The organism is Bradyrhizobium sp. WSM4874, assembly GCF_055811835.1.
Genome location: NZ_JBVVPR010000034.1, coordinates 45,746 through 60,080, shown reverse-complemented (window position 1 = coordinate 60,080; position 14,335 = coordinate 45,746). Strand labels below are relative to the sequence as shown.

Annotated in this window: 13 protein-coding genes and 3 pseudogenes; 11 read left to right on the top strand and 5 right to left on the bottom strand. The window is 63.5% G+C overall.

The genetic code is table 11. The features are described 5' to 3' along the window. Positions 1-23 precede the first annotated feature (23 nt). Together AC0L3P_RS28425 and AC0L3P_RS28420 are read left to right on the top strand one after the other, a co-directional pair. Positions 24-980, top strand: a complete 957-nt coding sequence (locus tag AC0L3P_RS28425; RefSeq protein ID WP_275172945.1) for a LysR substrate-binding domain-containing protein — start codon at positions 24-26, stop codon at positions 978-980. Between the two features lie 77 nt (positions 981-1,057). Further along, a pseudogene (locus AC0L3P_RS28420) lies at positions 1,058-1,207 on the top strand (TetR family transcriptional regulator); the annotation flags it as partial. Positions 1,208-1,326: 119 nt separating this feature from the next. Here AC0L3P_RS28420 and AC0L3P_RS28415 read toward each other — a convergent pair. After that, positions 1,327-2,093 (bottom strand): annotated as a pseudogene (locus AC0L3P_RS28415) (SDR family NAD(P)-dependent oxidoreductase). Positions 2,094-2,251: 158 nt separating this feature from the next. Here AC0L3P_RS28415 and AC0L3P_RS28410 point away from each other — a divergent pair. Then, positions 2,252-2,599, top strand: coding sequence for a response regulator (locus tag AC0L3P_RS28410; protein ID WP_473307080.1), 348 nt, complete (start codon positions 2,252-2,254; stop codon positions 2,597-2,599). 31 nt (positions 2,600-2,630) lie between these two features. On the opposite strand, the pseudogene AC0L3P_RS28405 reads toward AC0L3P_RS28410, so the two are convergent. Both AC0L3P_RS28405 and AC0L3P_RS28400 read right to left on the bottom strand, forming a co-directional pair. Further along, positions 2,631-2,828: pseudogene (locus AC0L3P_RS28405) on the bottom strand (hypothetical protein); the annotation flags it as partial. Positions 2,829-2,842: 14 nt separating this feature from the next. After that, a complete protein-coding gene (locus AC0L3P_RS28400) occupies positions 2,843-3,016 on the bottom strand; it encodes a hypothetical protein (RefSeq protein WP_219679146.1) in 174 nt (57 codons plus the stop codon). Between the two features lie 474 nt (positions 3,017-3,490). On the opposite strand from AC0L3P_RS28400, the gene AC0L3P_RS28395 reads away from it, so the two are divergent. Further along, on the top strand, positions 3,491-3,997 hold the full coding sequence (locus tag AC0L3P_RS28395; RefSeq protein WP_473307078.1) for a GNAT family N-acetyltransferase: 507 nt from the start codon (positions 3,491-3,493) through the stop codon (positions 3,995-3,997). 53 nt (positions 3,998-4,050) lie between these two features. Here AC0L3P_RS28395 and AC0L3P_RS28390 read toward each other — a convergent pair whose 3' ends face one another. Next, positions 4,051-5,451 carry a TAXI family TRAP transporter solute-binding subunit gene (locus AC0L3P_RS28390; protein WP_473307075.1) on the bottom strand — a complete coding sequence of 467 codons (1,401 nt, stop codon included), beginning with the start codon at positions 5,449-5,451 and terminating at the stop codon, positions 4,051-4,053. A 233-nt stretch (positions 5,452-5,684) separates the two neighbouring features. On the opposite strand from AC0L3P_RS28390, the gene AC0L3P_RS28385 reads away from it, so the two are divergent. From AC0L3P_RS28385 to AC0L3P_RS28375, 3 genes are all read left to right on the top strand, one after another. Then, positions 5,685-6,839 carry an acyl-CoA dehydrogenase family protein gene (locus AC0L3P_RS28385; protein ID WP_473307071.1) on the top strand — a complete coding sequence of 385 codons (1,155 nt, stop codon included), beginning with the start codon at positions 5,685-5,687 and terminating at the stop codon, positions 6,837-6,839. Between the two features lie 205 nt (positions 6,840-7,044). Continuing rightward, positions 7,045-7,791, top strand: a complete 747-nt coding sequence (locus AC0L3P_RS28380; RefSeq protein ID WP_473307067.1) for a hypothetical protein — start codon at positions 7,045-7,047, stop codon at positions 7,789-7,791. 44 nt (positions 7,792-7,835) lie between these two features. Beyond that, positions 7,836-8,240 (top strand): cupin domain-containing protein, encoded by a 405-nt coding sequence (locus tag AC0L3P_RS28375; RefSeq protein ID WP_473307065.1) that lies wholly within the window; start codon positions 7,836-7,838, stop codon positions 8,238-8,240. Between the two features lie 109 nt (positions 8,241-8,349). On the opposite strand, the gene AC0L3P_RS28370 is transcribed toward AC0L3P_RS28375, so the two are convergent. Further along, a complete protein-coding gene (locus AC0L3P_RS28370; RefSeq protein ID WP_473307063.1) occupies positions 8,350-10,518 on the bottom strand; it encodes a putative bifunctional diguanylate cyclase/phosphodiesterase in 2,169 nt (722 codons plus the stop codon). Between the two features lie 469 nt (positions 10,519-10,987). Between AC0L3P_RS28370 and mepA the strand changes: the two genes are divergently transcribed. The 4 genes from mepA to modC all read left to right on the top strand — a co-directional run bounded on the left by mepA (position 10,988) and on the right by modC (position 14,309). Further along, positions 10,988-11,932 (top strand): penicillin-insensitive murein endopeptidase, encoded by a 945-nt coding sequence (mepA, locus tag AC0L3P_RS28365; RefSeq protein ID WP_275172910.1) that lies wholly within the window; start codon positions 10,988-10,990, stop codon positions 11,930-11,932. A 222-nt stretch (positions 11,933-12,154) separates the two neighbouring features. Then, positions 12,155-12,937 carry a molybdate ABC transporter substrate-binding protein gene (gene modA / locus AC0L3P_RS28360; protein ID WP_354064032.1) on the top strand — a complete coding sequence of 261 codons (783 nt, stop codon included), beginning with the start codon at positions 12,155-12,157 and terminating at the stop codon, positions 12,935-12,937. A gap of 11 nt (positions 12,938-12,948) precedes the next feature. Beyond that, positions 12,949-13,644, top strand: a complete 696-nt coding sequence (gene modB / locus AC0L3P_RS28355; protein WP_354064030.1) for a molybdate ABC transporter permease subunit — start codon at positions 12,949-12,951, stop codon at positions 13,642-13,644. 2 nt (positions 13,645-13,646) lie between these two features. Continuing rightward, on the top strand, positions 13,647-14,309 hold the full coding sequence (modC, locus tag AC0L3P_RS28350) for a molybdenum ABC transporter ATP-binding protein (RefSeq protein WP_354064028.1): 663 nt from the start codon (positions 13,647-13,649) through the stop codon (positions 14,307-14,309). Positions 14,310-14,335: the final 26 nt, after the last annotated feature.

Sequence of the window (14,335 nt, the reverse complement as noted above, 5' to 3'; positions counted from 1 at the left end):
ATTGTCGGCTCTATTATGCCGCCATGGAACAAATCAGCCTCGACCGACTGACCGGACTTATCGCCTTCGCCCGCTCCGGATCGCTTGGCAGCTATACCGCCGCCGCTCGCGCTCTCGGCGTCTCGCCTTCGGCCGTCAGCAAAAGCGTTCAAAGACTGGAGCAGCGTCTTGGCCTCCGCCTGTTCAGCCGAACCACCCGCTCGCTGACCTTGACCTCGGAAGGCCGAGATCTGCACGAGCGGACACTGCGCCTTTTGCGGGAAGCGGATGCGATCGAACAGGCGGCATCTGCCGCGCGGTCCGAGCCCTCTGGCGTTTTGAGGATTGCAGCGCCTCTGCCGATCGGCACCCATATTCTCGCCGCGGCGTTGCCGCGCTTTCGCAGTCGCTATCCAAAACTTGCGATAGACCTGCGGCTCGGCGATCAGTTCGTCGATCTTATTGAAGAGGGCATCGATGTGGCGATCCGCGTCGGCGAGCTTGCCGATTCTCGGCTGATCTCACGGCAACTCGCGCCTCACCGCATCTGCGCATTCGCGTCACCGGAATATCTGGCTCGGCGCGGAACGCCGATGAGCCCGCACGAGCTGGTCAATCATGACTGCGTAAACTTTCGCTTCCAGAGTTCGGGGCAGATTTTTCGGTGGCCTTTGATCGTCGGGGACCGCTCGATCGAGCTCGTTCCCGATGCCGGGATCATCACCGACGTCAGCGATGCCGTCGCCGTGGCCATTGCGTCGGGTGGCGGTATCGGCATTACGCCCACCTACGTCGCAGCACCCTACGTGCGGCGAAAGGAGCTCTTGCCGGTGTTGCAGAATTTCGCCGTTCCGAGGACCAACATCACCGCACTTTGGCCGGAAAGTCGACGCGGCAATCCCAATGTGACGAGCTTCATCGCGTTCTTGTCCGAAGTCTTCACGTCGCGACCTTCATGGGACGACGTGGTCGCCAAAGCCGGTCAGGATGTCGAGAGATGAAGCTTGCAGTCTCGCCAACGCCCGCCGGGGACCGTTAACAGAGGCGACGGCTGCCTTCTAACGTCGCCTTCTGCCCGATCGCGTTGAAAACGCCAGGGGCGGCGCTTCATGGCCTCGTTGAACTCGAACGTTCAGGCCTCATCAGACCTGCCGCGCGCGACAAACGCATCGCCCTTGTCGTTCGGACAATTACAGTTTCCGGGCGCAGTTCGCCTGCTCGCGGCTGATACCGCTCAGTTGTCGGCCACCTCACACCCGTGCCTGTCTCCATATCCGATCATGTTGCGCCGAAGCGTCGCCAATCGGCAGAGACTTTGCTAGACCTGTGACGCAAGGCTAAATGCCTTTACGCCGGAGGCAACGCCACCCCCGTCAACTCGCCCAGTCTGTCGAGAAGTCTCTCCTGAAAATCGCGGTCCGTCGCTTCGTGCGCCGGCTCTTGGCGCCGGAGGTCATGCCAGTAATGACCGCTGACCAGGGCGGCGGGATCGTCGCTCACCGCCAGCCAGGTCTGCGTCCGGTGGCCACGCCGACCGGCGCTCCGGCACCGCCCATTTTGGTGCGCGCCCAGCCGGGATCGACCGCGTTGCTCAGCACCTGCGGCCAACGCCGCGCCAAGGCAAAGGCCAGCGCGACCATGTGCAGCTTGCTCTCCGCGTACGCCTTGGCCGGATCCCAGGTTCGCCTTGTCCAGTCGAGATCGCTCAACGATCCCTCTCCGCCGCGATGTAGTCCGCTGCTGAGATAGACCAGGCGATCGGGGCGTTTCATCAGGGCGGTGAGCAAATAGGGCGCGAGCGTGTTGACCGCCAGGGTGGTGGCGTGGCCTTCGGGCGTCGGGCCGCGGCTGCGCTCGGTATAGACCCCGGCGTTGTGGATGACCGCGTCCATTCGCCCGATTGCGTTGACCTGATCTGCCACGTGCCTGGTCTGGGCGGCGCTCTTGAGGTCGCCGATCACGACCCGCGCGGAATGCGATTCAAGTCCGGCGATTGCCGCCGCACGTTCCGCTGATCGCGCGTGCAGGACCACCTGGTGGCCCTGTTCGAGGAGAGACTGGGCAGCTGCCCGGCCCAAACCGTCCGTACTGCCCGTGATGAAGACGATTGCCATTGCCGCTCCTGTTCGATTCCCCGCTTCGGTGCCTCCGTCGAAAGCTCAAGGAGAATGCAACATGTTCGACTGATCATGCCGTGGCGCAAGAGCGCCGAACGAAGACATCAGAACCGAACAATCTTCCAGGACGCGCATTAACATTCGATAAGTTAGGAATGACCGCATGTCGAATTTCGTCATGCTGCTGGTCGAGGACTGACTCGCTCCAGCGCGAAGTTCTATCCGACCTTCTCAAGGACGAAGGGTTCGAAGTCGTCGAATGTGCCACCGCAGAAGCGGCGGAGCTTATCGTGGCATCGACGGGCACGGAGCTACGGGCGCTCATCACCGATCACAACCTCGCGGGGAGAATGACCGGGCTCGAGCTCGCAGAGTACGCTCGCAGTGCCCATCCCGGACTCAACATCGTGCTGATGTCCGGGACGGTGATGGCGCCGCTGCCGCCCAACACGACCTTCTTGCACAAGCCGTTTGCGCCCGCCCATTTGCTGGCGGCCGTTTAGAATCAGAATATCCTCGGAGGTCATCCGCCCGATTTTCTGCGCCGACGGCGTTCTCGCTCTCCGGCACCGTCAGCCGGACAGAGTGACCCTGCCGCATGGCGAGCGATGCCGCCGCAACAGCCGCCTCGAAAGCGGCTTCCTTGGTCTGGTAAGTATTCCGGATTTCGCCATCATGGTCGACGTGCCAGGCGCCGTCCCTGCCAACAATATCATAGGCTGCGAGGCCCATAGTCTATCCCTCCTTCATGCGTCCGGCGTTGCCTTGGACGCCTGGGTGCTGCTCACCGGGTCCGACGCCGGGAAACTGTCCTTCAAGCCTTTTTCCAACTCGTCGTCCTTGGCCTTGTCGCGTCGGATGCCACGCTTGAGGTCTTCTGCGTTCTTGTCCGGCGGCGCCGGATCGAATTTCTCGGTCATGCAAGTGTCCTTTCGCTACCTCAAACGCCTGGAACTGATGACCGTTCCTTTCAAGGAACAAACGCAATCGCGGTTTGCTGTCGAATGGAGAAACCAGAAAGCGCGTGCAGCGCAGTGCTCTTTCATTCAGGTTGCGTCTCGCGCCATAACACATCTTGTGATAGTATCGCGCATCCCTCGGATCAGGAGAAGGCAATGAAAGCTTCGGTTTTTGCGTTAGGGAGCTTGATCATTCTGTCGATCACATCAGCGAACGCAGCTCCCAAAGCCCCGGCCGCCCCGCCCACGGCGGCCAGCTCGGTCGCATGTTCTACCTCGGGTGGTGGCTTTGGCAGCTACCCGTCAGGCTGCCGAAACGGAGCAAACTTCAAGACCTACAACGAATGCAAGGAATCAGGCGTCAAGCGCGGCTGGAGACACGAAGACATGGCGTGGTACTGCAGCGGTCTGGGACTGCAATAGCGAGCGGTCATTGTGCTTTTCACGGCCGCGAACCCGGCGCGACGACTGGAGCGACCCATGGAATGCACAATCCGGCCCGCACTCGCAGATGATGCCGATGAGATCAGCGCGGTCATCTTGTGGGCACTGCGGGAAACGAACGCGAAGGACTATGCGGACGGGATCATCGAAAGGATCGCGCATGGCTTCAGTCCCGAAGCCGTACGGCGGCTGATCGGACTACGCACCGTCTTTGTCGCCACGATCCGCAGCCGCATCGTTGCGACCGCAGGTCTCGACGGAAATGTGGTCCGCACCGTCTTCGTGGCTCCCGATGTTCAGGCCCGGGGCATCGGCAAGCTGCTGATGGCCGAGATCGAGCGCACGGCGCGCGCACGAAACGTTGCTTCGCTGACCGTCCCTTCTTCCGTCATCGCCGAGACTTTCTACGCGCGGCTCGGGTTCAAGGCGGTGCACGACAGCTATCATGGTGACGAACGCACGATCATCATGGAGCGCCTGCTACAGGACCCGACCTAGATCCGTTTTGGACTGTTCTCCGGGATTCAGCGGGCAGCGGGCTTACTCTATCGCTACCGCCGCGCGGCGAGCACGTTCGAAGGAGGGGTTTGCAACGCTGCGCGCCTCTCGCTGAGGGCATGATCGAACAGTTCGAGCACCAGGCCGAAGGCTGCCAGCTCCTCCTCCTCGATGGCGCCGTCATCGTAGCAGCCAAGCGTTTCCTCGATGATGGCATCGACCTCCTGCTGCATGGCCAGCAGTTCGTGGTCGGACTCCGCAGTGCGCACCTTGGAAACCAGCGCCAGAATTCTGTTGCGATGGCCAGTGTTCTCGTCGCGTTCATCCCGATTCAGATACTGACGCAGCCAGGCGCCGGCCGAGCCGATGCCGGAGAGAAGCAGGAGCGCAAACCAGAAGTAGTCGCCGTACCTGTCGAGGAAGGTGCGCTCGGTCCCGTCGATCACGGCCGCCGCTCCCCGGTGAACCGGCAGCTCGGCTTCTTTCTCGGTGTCCGGCTTGGTGATTTGCGCAGCGCCAGGCACCTGCCTGGCGATCGCCTGGCGGAGGGCGAATTGCTGACGGTAAAACGCCGCCACTGTCGTTTCGGACAAGGCATTCCGCGCGACGATCAAATGGCTGACACTGACGGTCTCCACCTTGTCATCCGGCCAGGCTGGATTCGCATTGAAAATGCTTGGCGGAATTTCCTCCGACTCGTAACGAGGATGCTTCAGGGTGATGGCTTCCGATGCGTCGATCGCGAGAAATTTCGGCTCGCCACGCGTCCGGGCGGTCGCGGCGACCGCGTCGGCGGTTATCTTGCTGTCGAGCGGACCGACCGCCATGAATGCGTCCAGGCTCGGGTCACGCGCCAGCTCCTCGAGCTGGCCCGTGCCGAATTGAGCGACCGTGACCTTGTCCGGCTCCACACCGGCGGCGCTCAGGATGACTCTCAGCAACGCGGCGTTCGCCGGGGTCGCGCCGATCACCCCTACCCTGCGCCCTGCGAGATCGGCGATCTCCTTGATTTTCGGCGCCGGCTTTCGCTTGGAGCCCTTGCCCGCCGGTCCCGAAGAAGACCACAGCACGACGAAATTCTTGCGCAAGATGACGACTGTTTGCGCGTCGGCCGGCATTTCCAGATCGCCGCGACCGACCGCAAGGTCGGCCTTGCCGGCACCGAGCAGAGCGAGAGCTTCGGCCGCTCCGGCAGTCGCGATCGGAGACAACCTCACGGTCCTGCTTTCGCTAGCAAAGGCCTCGGTCATCGCCTCGATCACTTTGTGGTCGTTGCTTCCCGGCGGTCCGACGGCAATCCGAAGAGTTATCGGCCGCAGCGCGTAATACAATGTACCCGCAGCAGCTCCGAAAACGAGAAATCCGATAGCTAAAATCAGCAGCAAGGTCTTCGTCTGTCTCCGCCCTCGGCGGGCTGCATCACTGCGTTTCATCGGAGCATCAGACGAGGACATTTGCCGCTGCCGGTTGGAGGCCAAATCGCTGCCTGTTTCGGAAGAGTATCATGCTGTTCTGGAAAACGATAATGTCCGAGCAGTACCAATAGTTTCTTGGGGCCATCATCACTGATCCCGCACTTCAAGTTTGAGGATTGCCGGGATGACGCCGCACACCTTGATCCTCCTCTGCAAATAGATCACCATCGCGAGATCGACCGCTCACAGCAAGAATGGGCGAGGAAACGCGCATGAACGCAACTCCCGGATTTGGCCTCGTCGAACGCGCCCGCGCCCTCGCACCGCTCATTGCAAGCGAGGCTGACGAGATCGAGCGGTCGCGACGGCTGACGCCGCCCGTTGTCAACGCGCTGATCGAGAACGGGCTCTATCGCGCGCTGCTGCCGCAGAGTCTTGGCGGCGCCGAAGCGCCGCCGGAAGCCTTCATGCAGATGCTGGAGGAGATCGCGAAAGCGGATGCCTCCACCGCCTGGTGCCTCGGCCAATGCACGGTCTGCGCGATGATCGCGGCCTCGCTCGACCACGAGACCGCGCAGGAGATCTTCAACACGGCGCCGGGCGTCCTCGCCTGGGGCGCGATCGCGCATGAGGCGCGGGCGGTCGAGGGCGGCTATCGTGTCACGGCGCGCTGGGATTTTGCCTCGGGCTCGCGGCAGGCGAGCTGGCTCGGGGCGCATGTCCGCATCGTCGGCGCCGACGGCGCCCCGCGGAAAAATGCCGACGGCTCGGCGGAGGTGCGCACCATCCTGTTTCCGGTCGCAAGCGCCGTGCTGCACGACGTCTGGCAGGCGATCGGGCTCGCCGGCACCGGCACTGATTCCTACGAGGTCGCCGACCTGTTCATCCCCGAGCGCTTCACCGCGTTTCGTGACGTGCCGTCCGCGCTACGCGAGCAGGGTCCGCTTTACAGGATCGGCACCGGTTCGACCTTCAGCCTCGGCTTTGCCGCGGTGTCGCTCGGCGTGGCGCGCGCGACGCTGGATGCCGCGATCGCACTGGCGCGCGGCAAGCATCAGTCGCTGGCGGCCAGCGCCATGCACGACAACGGGGCGGTCCAGGGCCTGATCGGCCGCACCGAGGGCGATCTTCGCGCTGCGCGCGCCTATCTCTACGCGACGGCCGATGCGATGTGGCGCGATCTCTGCGCGACCGGCGCGTTCAGCGCGGCGCATCGGAGCTCGGTTCGCCTCGCCGCGACCTGGACCATCCACCAGTCGGCCAAGGTGGTCGACACCGCCTATCACATGGCCGGCGCCACCGCCGTATTTCGCAGCAATCCGTTCGAGCGACGATTTCGCGACATGCACGCCATCGCCCAGCAGATCCAGGCGCGCGACACGCATTACGAGGATGTCGGTAGGATGATCCTTTCAGAGGATGGCTGACGTCGACCAGTTGCGAAAGTGCACGCACGCTGACCTATATTGAGTTCGCATCCGCGTCTTCGACGCTGAACCTTTTGGGGATTTTCCCGGACCAATTTCTATAGCTACAAAAACAACAGCTTTTCCGCTGTGACCGCGCCGACCATATGGAAGTGATAGTTCCAATTGTTTCTAGCGCACCGCATCTGCGCAAGAGAGGTCCGTTATGGGCCGAACAGCTGGCAGGAAAGTCAGTTGCCATTCCATTCAGGGGCGTTCGCCGGGATGGCACCATGGCGGCATGCTCATTATTGCCATCCTCTGCAGCGCATGCACTCTCCTGTTTGCGAGCGAAGCCGTGGCGCAATGCTCGGCGCGAGACGTCCTGCGGAATAACCTGAAGCTCAAGCAAGCGCCCTCTGATCGGCCGCAGATCCCAATCAAATCCGCCGTCGATCACCCCGTGTGGAAGACGATCAGGATCGGGACGTTTGCAAACTTTTTCGCCCTCAGTAACGCTTTGGATGCGGCAGGTTGTGGCATCGGAAACTCGGCTGGCGAAATTCTCGCGCGGCCGACGTTTACCGTTAGCGTCACTAAAACGAGCGTAGAGCTTTTCACGGTGTCGGCAGCCGAACTGGGCTTTCGGACCGACACTGCGTTGCTGGCGGACATCTACGCGCGCGCCAAACAACTAGGTTTCGGCCTGGCGGCTGCAGAAGTCGGACCACAACTGAGGCTTCAATATTTTGACCAGCCGATCGGTGAATTTCTCATCATCGGAATGGAGCCCATCAGGACCTGGCAGGGCGCCCCCGTCATCTTGAATGTAGCCAATGGCGGCGCGGGACTCATCCTCATCGGCCAGGATGGCAGCGCCGACGCACAGATCCCCGCGGCATCCCGCTTCGTATTCGTGCGGTCCCATGAAACCGCTCCTGCCGAGGAGGCCGTAACACTTGTCGGCCGGTGAACTTTCGATCGTGCGCACGTCGAAAGTACGATGGAGGTAAAAAAATGAACTGCCTGCGCATTTTCGCTACGCCTGATGGCGAATCCCATTTTGGGGAAATTGATATTCCCACGACACTAACGCGATCGTTTCCCAACGGAGCGCCTGCCGCCAACTACGAATCCTCGCGTTCCGCATTCTACGAAGCCTCGCGAGTTCGTTTTGTTCGTATCCCAGGAGGGGCCCGCGAAGCGGACTTTCATAACCCACCCGGCCGACTCCTTGCCATTTGGTTGGACGGCGAGGTCGAGTTTGAAACGAGCGACGGAGAGGTGAGGCGTGTCTCCGCTGGAAAGGCGGTTCTGGTCGAGGATACGCATGGGCAAGGGCATATCTCGCGCCATCCACCGGAAGGGCAAAATGTTATACAGGTTTTACTGCCGCACGGCCTTGATGCGCCTTCTGCGTAGTCGGTGTCGGCCAATCGCATCACTTCGTGGCGTGGCAGTTCACTCCCTGTCGGATCGAAGCGTCATCGGCGAAGCAGCTCCCATCGAGCCGGGTTCATGAGTACGCGCGCTAGGCCACCAGCGCGGCGTCTTCCTCGCCGCCGTCGATGCCGCGTTGCGCGGCGAGCAGGCTGATGATCTCGGCGTTCGGGCGGGCCTTGCTGAACAGAAAGCCCTGGCCCTCGTCACAGCCTTCGGCACGGAGACAGCTCAGCTCGGCTTCGGTCTCGACGCCTTCGGCGGTGATGGTGACGCCGAGGCCTTTGCCGAGGCTGACGATGGAGCGAATGATCGCCTGGGCCTCGCGATTGGCGCCGAGATCGCGCACGAAGGACTGGTCGATCTTGATCTTGTCGAACGGAAAGCTGCGCAGATAGCTCAGGCTGGAATAGCCGGTGCCGAAATCGTCCATCGAGATGCGCACGCCGAGCGCGCGCAGCGCGTGCAGCGTCGCCAGCACCTGGGCACTTTTCTCCAGCAGCAGCGTCTCGGTGATCTCGAGCTCCAGCCGCCGCGGCGGCAGGCCGGAATGCTTCAACGCATCCGTCACCACCGAAAGCAGATTGCCACTGCGGAACTGGAGCGGCGACAGGTTGACGGCGACGCGGACGTCGTCCGGCCAGGTCGCGGCATCGTGACAGGCCCGGCGCAGCATCAGGCCGCCGAGCGGATTGATCAGCCCGGTCTCTTCCGCGACCGGAATGAACTCGGCCGGCGAGATCATGCCGCGCTCGGCATGCGGCCAGCGCACCAGCGCCTCGAAGCCGGTGATGCGGCCGCTCTGGAGATCGATCAACGGCTGGTAATACGGCCGCAGCACGTCGTTCTGGATGGCGTCGCGCAGCTCGACCTCGATCTTGCGGCGGGTCTGCGCTTTCGCATCGAGCGCCGCCTCGAAGAACGCGAACGAGCCGCGCGCATCCAGCTTGGCGCGCGACAGCGCCATGTCGGCGCTCTTGAGCAGCTTTTCGGAATCGTCGCCGTCGCCCGGTGCCATCGCAATGCCGATGGAGGCACCGACCACCACGGAATGGCCGTCGAGCAGATAGGGATCGGCGATGGCTTCCAGCAGGCGCTTGGCCAGCAGCACCGCATCCTCGGGACGCGTCAGGCCGCTCTGCACGATTGCGAACTCGTCCGAGTTCAGCCGCGCCAGCGCGTCCTCCTCGCGCAAGGTCGAGCGCAGCCGCTTGGCGACGCCGCGCAGCAGCTTGTCGCCGACCGCGTGTCCCAGCGTATCGTTGACCGCCTTGAAATTGTCGAGCCCCAGCATCAGCAGGGCGACCTTGTCTGTGCTGCGCCTTGTATGCAGCAGCATCTCGTCGACCTGCTGGCGCAGCAGATTGCGGTTTGGCAGACCGGTCAGCCCGTCATGCTGGGCCATGAAGGCGAGCCGCGCCTCGGCGCGCTTGCGCTCGGTGATGTCCATCAGCGCGAGCAGCACCGCGGGCCGCTCGGCATAGGTCAGTTCGCGCGAATAGATCGCAAGGTCGATCAGGGTGCCGTCGGCCTTGACGTGCTTCCAGGTGCGTCCGGCCTGCTCCTCGCCGGCCGAATCGGCGGTCCAGGGCGGCTCGCTGTCGAAAGCCTGAAGGGAACGGATCGTCAACCGCTCGAACTCGGCGCGGCTGTAGCCGTAATGGGCGACAGCGGCATCGTTGACGCCGAGGATGCGTTCATCGTCTAGTGCGCAGACGATCATGGGGACGGGATTGCCGTCGAACAGCAGGCGGAACGAGGCCTCGCGCTGCTTCAACTCGGTGATGTCGACGCGCAGGCCGACGACGCCGCCGTCCTCCGTCAGCCGCTCGTCGATCAGGATGACGCGGCCGTCCGCCAGCTTCTGCTCGTGGCGCGAGCCGGGCTGATAGAGCTTTTGCAGCCGCTCCGCGATCCATTCTTCCTCGTGGCCGGCCGCCTCGGGATAGTCGCCGCGGGCGACGCCGATGCGCAGCGTGTCCTCGAGGCGCGCGCCTTCCTCGAACAGGTCGGCGGTCTTGCTGTAGATCTCCGCGTATTGCTTGTTCCAGAGGACGTAGCGGCCCTCGGCATCGAGGAACACGATGCCTTGCGGCAGGATCTCGATGGCCTGGCGCAGGCGTTCATGGGATTTGCGCGCTTCCGCGATCGCGGCCTCGGCCTCGGCGCGGCTGCGCAGAACTTCGTCGCGTTCGGACGGAGGATGAGGGGCGCGCGCAAAGCGCGGCTTGCGCGGGTGCAGGCCGGACCTGCCAAGCACGCTTCCCTTTCGCTTTTTTGACTTTCGAAACCCCAAACTCAACTTCACTCGTCCCAGCCGCACCCAGCGACCGCAACTCTTGGAGCAAGTGTCTGAAAAAAAGGTAATCTTGGGTAGCATGGCGATGGGACGCACGGTCTGGCAGTCTGGAAAAAGCAGCCCTCATTGCCCGTTTGCAAGGCCCGGCAGCGCCGATGGGCGCGCAAGGCGCATCGCATCGTCGTTATCGGAGAACGAGATGGCGCAAAATTGCGCGCCGCCTTGAATCATTTCCGGGATCGCGCGCGATTGTATGCAGAAGTGAGTGAACAGACGTCCCGCGCACGAATTTTGGTCAATACATGAGAGGGTTATCCCATCGTTAAAAATCGGCCGCCCGACGCCGCGGAACCGCGACTTTTGGACGAAATTTCAGCGGAGGGACTGTTTCTTAACCCTGACGCGGTGTTGGGGTTATAAGGATGTCAGCATGAGTCCCCGCCGCCTCGCCCCTCTCCTGCTCGTCATGACGCTCCTGGCCGCCGGCGACGCGCTGGCCCAGGACAAGGGCAGCGTCAACCCAAAGCCGCTGCCGCCGCTCGCCAATCTGAACGATCCCAATATCGGCGCCAAGGAGCTGTTCGCGCGAAAGCTGCTGCCGTCGAAGGGACCGGCGCACGTCATCGGCTCCTATGTGAAGGGCTGCATCGGCGGCGCCGAGCAGATGCCCCTCAACGGCGACAATTGGCAGGTGATGCGGTTGTCGCGCAATCGCAGCTACGGTCATCCCGCGATGATCGCGCTGATCAAGCGGCTTGCGGCCAGGGCGCACAAGGACGCGGGATGGCCGGGCATCCTGGTCGGCGACATCGCCCAGCCGCGCGGCGGGCCGGCGCTGTCCGGCCATGCCAGCCACCAGATCGGCCTCGATGCCGACATCTGGCTGACGCCGATGCCGGACCATCGGCTCTCGCGCGAGGAGCGCGAGGACATGTCGGCGGTGATGATGGTGCGTCCGGACCGGCTCGACATCGATCCAAAAGTGTTCACGCCGGGCCATGTGCTGGTGCTGCGCGACGCGGCGCAGGAGCCGGCGGTGCAGCGCATTTTCGTCAATGCCGCGATCAAGAAGGCGCTGTGCCGCGAGGCCAAGGGCGACCGTTCCTGGCTGTCGAAGATCCGGCCGTGGTGGGGCCACGACTATCACTTCCACATCCGCATGCACTGCCCGGCGGGCGCGAGCGACTGCGAGAGCCAGCCGTCGCAATCCGACGACGAAGGCTGCAAGCCCTCCGATCTCGCCTACTGGTTCAGCGACGGCGTGCTGCACCCCAAACCCCCGCCGGAGCCCCCGAAGCCGAAACCGCCGATGACGCTGGCGCAGATGCCGGGGGCGTGCAAAGCCGTGCTGCACGCGGGCAATGCGAAACCGTAAAGCCTTCGCGGTCGTCCCGGCCATTCCAGGTTGGCGCCATGCGGACCGCCGCCGTTGACCTGTTCCGCCACCCTGTTATGATGACCCAGCGATCGCTTGCCGGACCGTAAGTCCGTCGGGCTTGCCGGAACAGCGCTTCCGCCGGTCGCAAGCCTCATTCAACCAACGCCGTCTTGCGCGCGCCGCCTTGCGTGCCCTGAGCGCGCGCATGGAGCGCTTCCGATGTCTCGCCTTTCCGTGCTTTTTTCGGCTTTGCTCGTTCTGGCCGCGGGCCTTTCGCCTGTCGCCGCCGAGGACAAGACCATCACCGTGTTCGCGGCAGCCTCGATGAAGAACGCGCTCGACGAGGTCGACGCCGCCTACACCGCCAGGACGGGCGTCAAGTTCAGCGTCAGCTATGCCGCAAGCTCCGTGCTCGCCAGGCAGATCGAGCAGGGCGCGCCGGCCGATGTGTTCGTCTCCGCCGACACCGACTGGATGGATTACGCCATCTCCAGGAAGACCATCAACGAGCCGACCCGGGTCAATCTGCTCGGCAACAGCATCGTGCTGATCGCGCCGAAGGATTCCAGGCTCGACAACGTGCCCATCGTGCAGGGGTTCGACCTCGCAAAACTCGCCGGCGACGGCAGGATCGCGACCGGCGACGTCAAGTCCGTACCAGTCGGTAAGTATGCCAAGGCGGCGCTGGAAAAGCTCGGCGCCTGGCAGGCGGCGGAGCCGAAATTCGCCATGGCCGAGAGCGTGCGTGCCGCGCTGACGCTGGTCGCGCGTGGCGAGGCCAACCTCGGCATCGTCTATTCCACCGATGCCAAGGTCGAGCCCGGCGTGAAGATCGTCGGCACCTTCCCGGCGGATTCGCATCCCGCGATCATCTATCCCGTCGCTGCAACCACGACAGCAAAGGGTGAGACCAGCGACTATCTCGCCTTCCTGCGCTCGACCGCCGCCAAGACCATTCTGGAAAAATACGGTTTCAAGTTCCTGATCAGCCCCTCTACATAATTTGCGATTTGATGCTCGACATCTCTCCCGCCGAATGGACGGCAATCCTGCTCTCGCTCAGGGTTGCCGTGATCGCTACGCTGGTGGCAACGCCGTTCGGCATTGCGCTGGCATGGCTGCTCGCGCGGCGTGATTTCTGGGGCAAGTCGGTGCTCGATGCGCTGGTGCATCTGCCGCTGGTGCTGCCACCCGTCGTCACCGGCTATCTGCTGCTGCTGACCTTCGGCCGCCGCGGCCTCGTCGGCGCTTTCCTCGCGGACCATCTCGGCATCGTCTTCGCCTTCCGCTGGACCGGTGCTGCGCTTGCCTGCGGCCTGATGGCGTTTCCGCTGCTGGTGCGTCCGATGCGGTTGTCGATCGAGGCGATCGATCGCCGGCTCGAGCAGGCCGCCGAGACGCTCGGCGCCACTCCTTTCAAAGTGTTCTTCACGGTGACGCTGCCCTTAGCGCTGCCCGGCGTGCTCGCCGGCATGGTGCTTGGCTTTGCCAAAGCGATCGGCGAATTCGGCGCGACCATCACCTTCGTCTCCAACATTCCCGGCGAGACCCAAACGATTTCGTCCGCGATCTACTCGCTGATCCAGACGCCGGACGGCGACGCCGCCGCCGGACGGCTCGTGATCGTCTCGATCGTGCTGGCGCTCGGCGCGTTGATCGCGGCCGAATGGTTCGCCCGCCGCGCCACCGCGCGCCTGCACGGGAATTGACCATGCTGCGTGTCGACATCGAAAAGCAGCTCGGCGAGTTCTCGCTGTCCGCCGCCTTCGCGAGCGAGGGCCGCGTCATCGGCCTGTTCGGAGCGTCGGGCGCCGGCAAGACCTCGCTGGTCAACATGATCGCGGGGCTGCTGCGGCCCGACCGCGGCACCATCGTGATCGACGGCGAGACCGTCGACGATAGCGCGGCCGGTATTCATGTCCCGACCTGGCGCCGCCGCATCGGCTATGTTTTCCAGGATGCGCGGCTGTTTCCGCATCTCAATGTCGCGCAAAATCTCGACTATGGCAGGCGGATGAACGGCCTCGCGCCCGATCCGGCGCAGCACAAGCGAATCATCGAGCTGCTCGACATTGGCGCGCTGCAGGGTCGCCGCCCCGGAAAACTTTCCGGCGGCGAGCGCCAGCGCGTCGCGCTCGGTCGCGCGTTGCTGTCGAGGCCGCGCCTGCTGCTGCTCGACGAGCCGCTCGGCGCGCTCGACGAGAGCCGCAAGCTGGAGATCCTGCCCTATCTGGTGCGGCTGCGCGACGAGGCCAACGTCCCCATGGTCTATGTCAGCCACGACGTCGCCGAGCTGCGCCAGCTCGCGACGCAGATCGTGATGCTGAAACAGGGCCGCGTGACGTCGTTCGGCGGGGTGAAGGTGCTGACGTGAGGGCCTGTTGCACATTCCCGTCTTGT

What these genes read in the sequence shown, in the direction of transcription:
- AC0L3P_RS28425 (WP_275172945.1), top strand. Translation starts at nt 24, where the DNA reads ATGGAACAAATCAGCCTCGACCGACTGACCGGACTTATCGCCTTCGCC.
- mepA (WP_275172910.1), top strand. Translation starts at nt 10,988, where the DNA reads ATGAGTCCCCGCCGCCTCGCCCCTCTCCTGCTCGTCATGACGCTCCTG.
- AC0L3P_RS28410 (WP_473307080.1), top strand. Translation starts at nt 2,252, where the DNA reads ATGACCGCATGTCGAATTTCGTCATGCTGCTGGTCGAGGACTGACTCG.
- AC0L3P_RS28385 (WP_473307071.1), top strand. Translation starts at nt 5,685, where the DNA reads ATGAACGCAACTCCCGGATTTGGCCTCGTCGAACGCGCCCGCGCCCTC.
- modC (WP_354064028.1), top strand. Translation starts at nt 13,647, where the DNA reads ATGCTGCGTGTCGACATCGAAAAGCAGCTCGGCGAGTTCTCGCTGTCC.
- AC0L3P_RS28380 (WP_473307067.1), top strand. Translation starts at nt 7,045, where the DNA reads ATGGGCCGAACAGCTGGCAGGAAAGTCAGTTGCCATTCCATTCAGGGG.
- AC0L3P_RS28400 (WP_219679146.1), bottom strand. Translation starts at nt 3,016, where the DNA reads ATGACCGAGAAATTCGATCCGGCGCCGCCGGACAAGAACGCAGAAGAC.
- modA (WP_354064032.1), top strand. Translation starts at nt 12,155, where the DNA reads ATGTCTCGCCTTTCCGTGCTTTTTTCGGCTTTGCTCGTTCTGGCCGCG.
- AC0L3P_RS28375 (WP_473307065.1), top strand. Translation starts at nt 7,836, where the DNA reads ATGAACTGCCTGCGCATTTTCGCTACGCCTGATGGCGAATCCCATTTT.
- modB (WP_354064030.1), top strand. Translation starts at nt 12,949, where the DNA reads ATGCTCGACATCTCTCCCGCCGAATGGACGGCAATCCTGCTCTCGCTC.
- AC0L3P_RS28390 (WP_473307075.1), bottom strand. Translation starts at nt 5,451, where the DNA reads ATGTCCTCGTCTGATGCTCCGATGAAACGCAGTGATGCAGCCCGCCGA.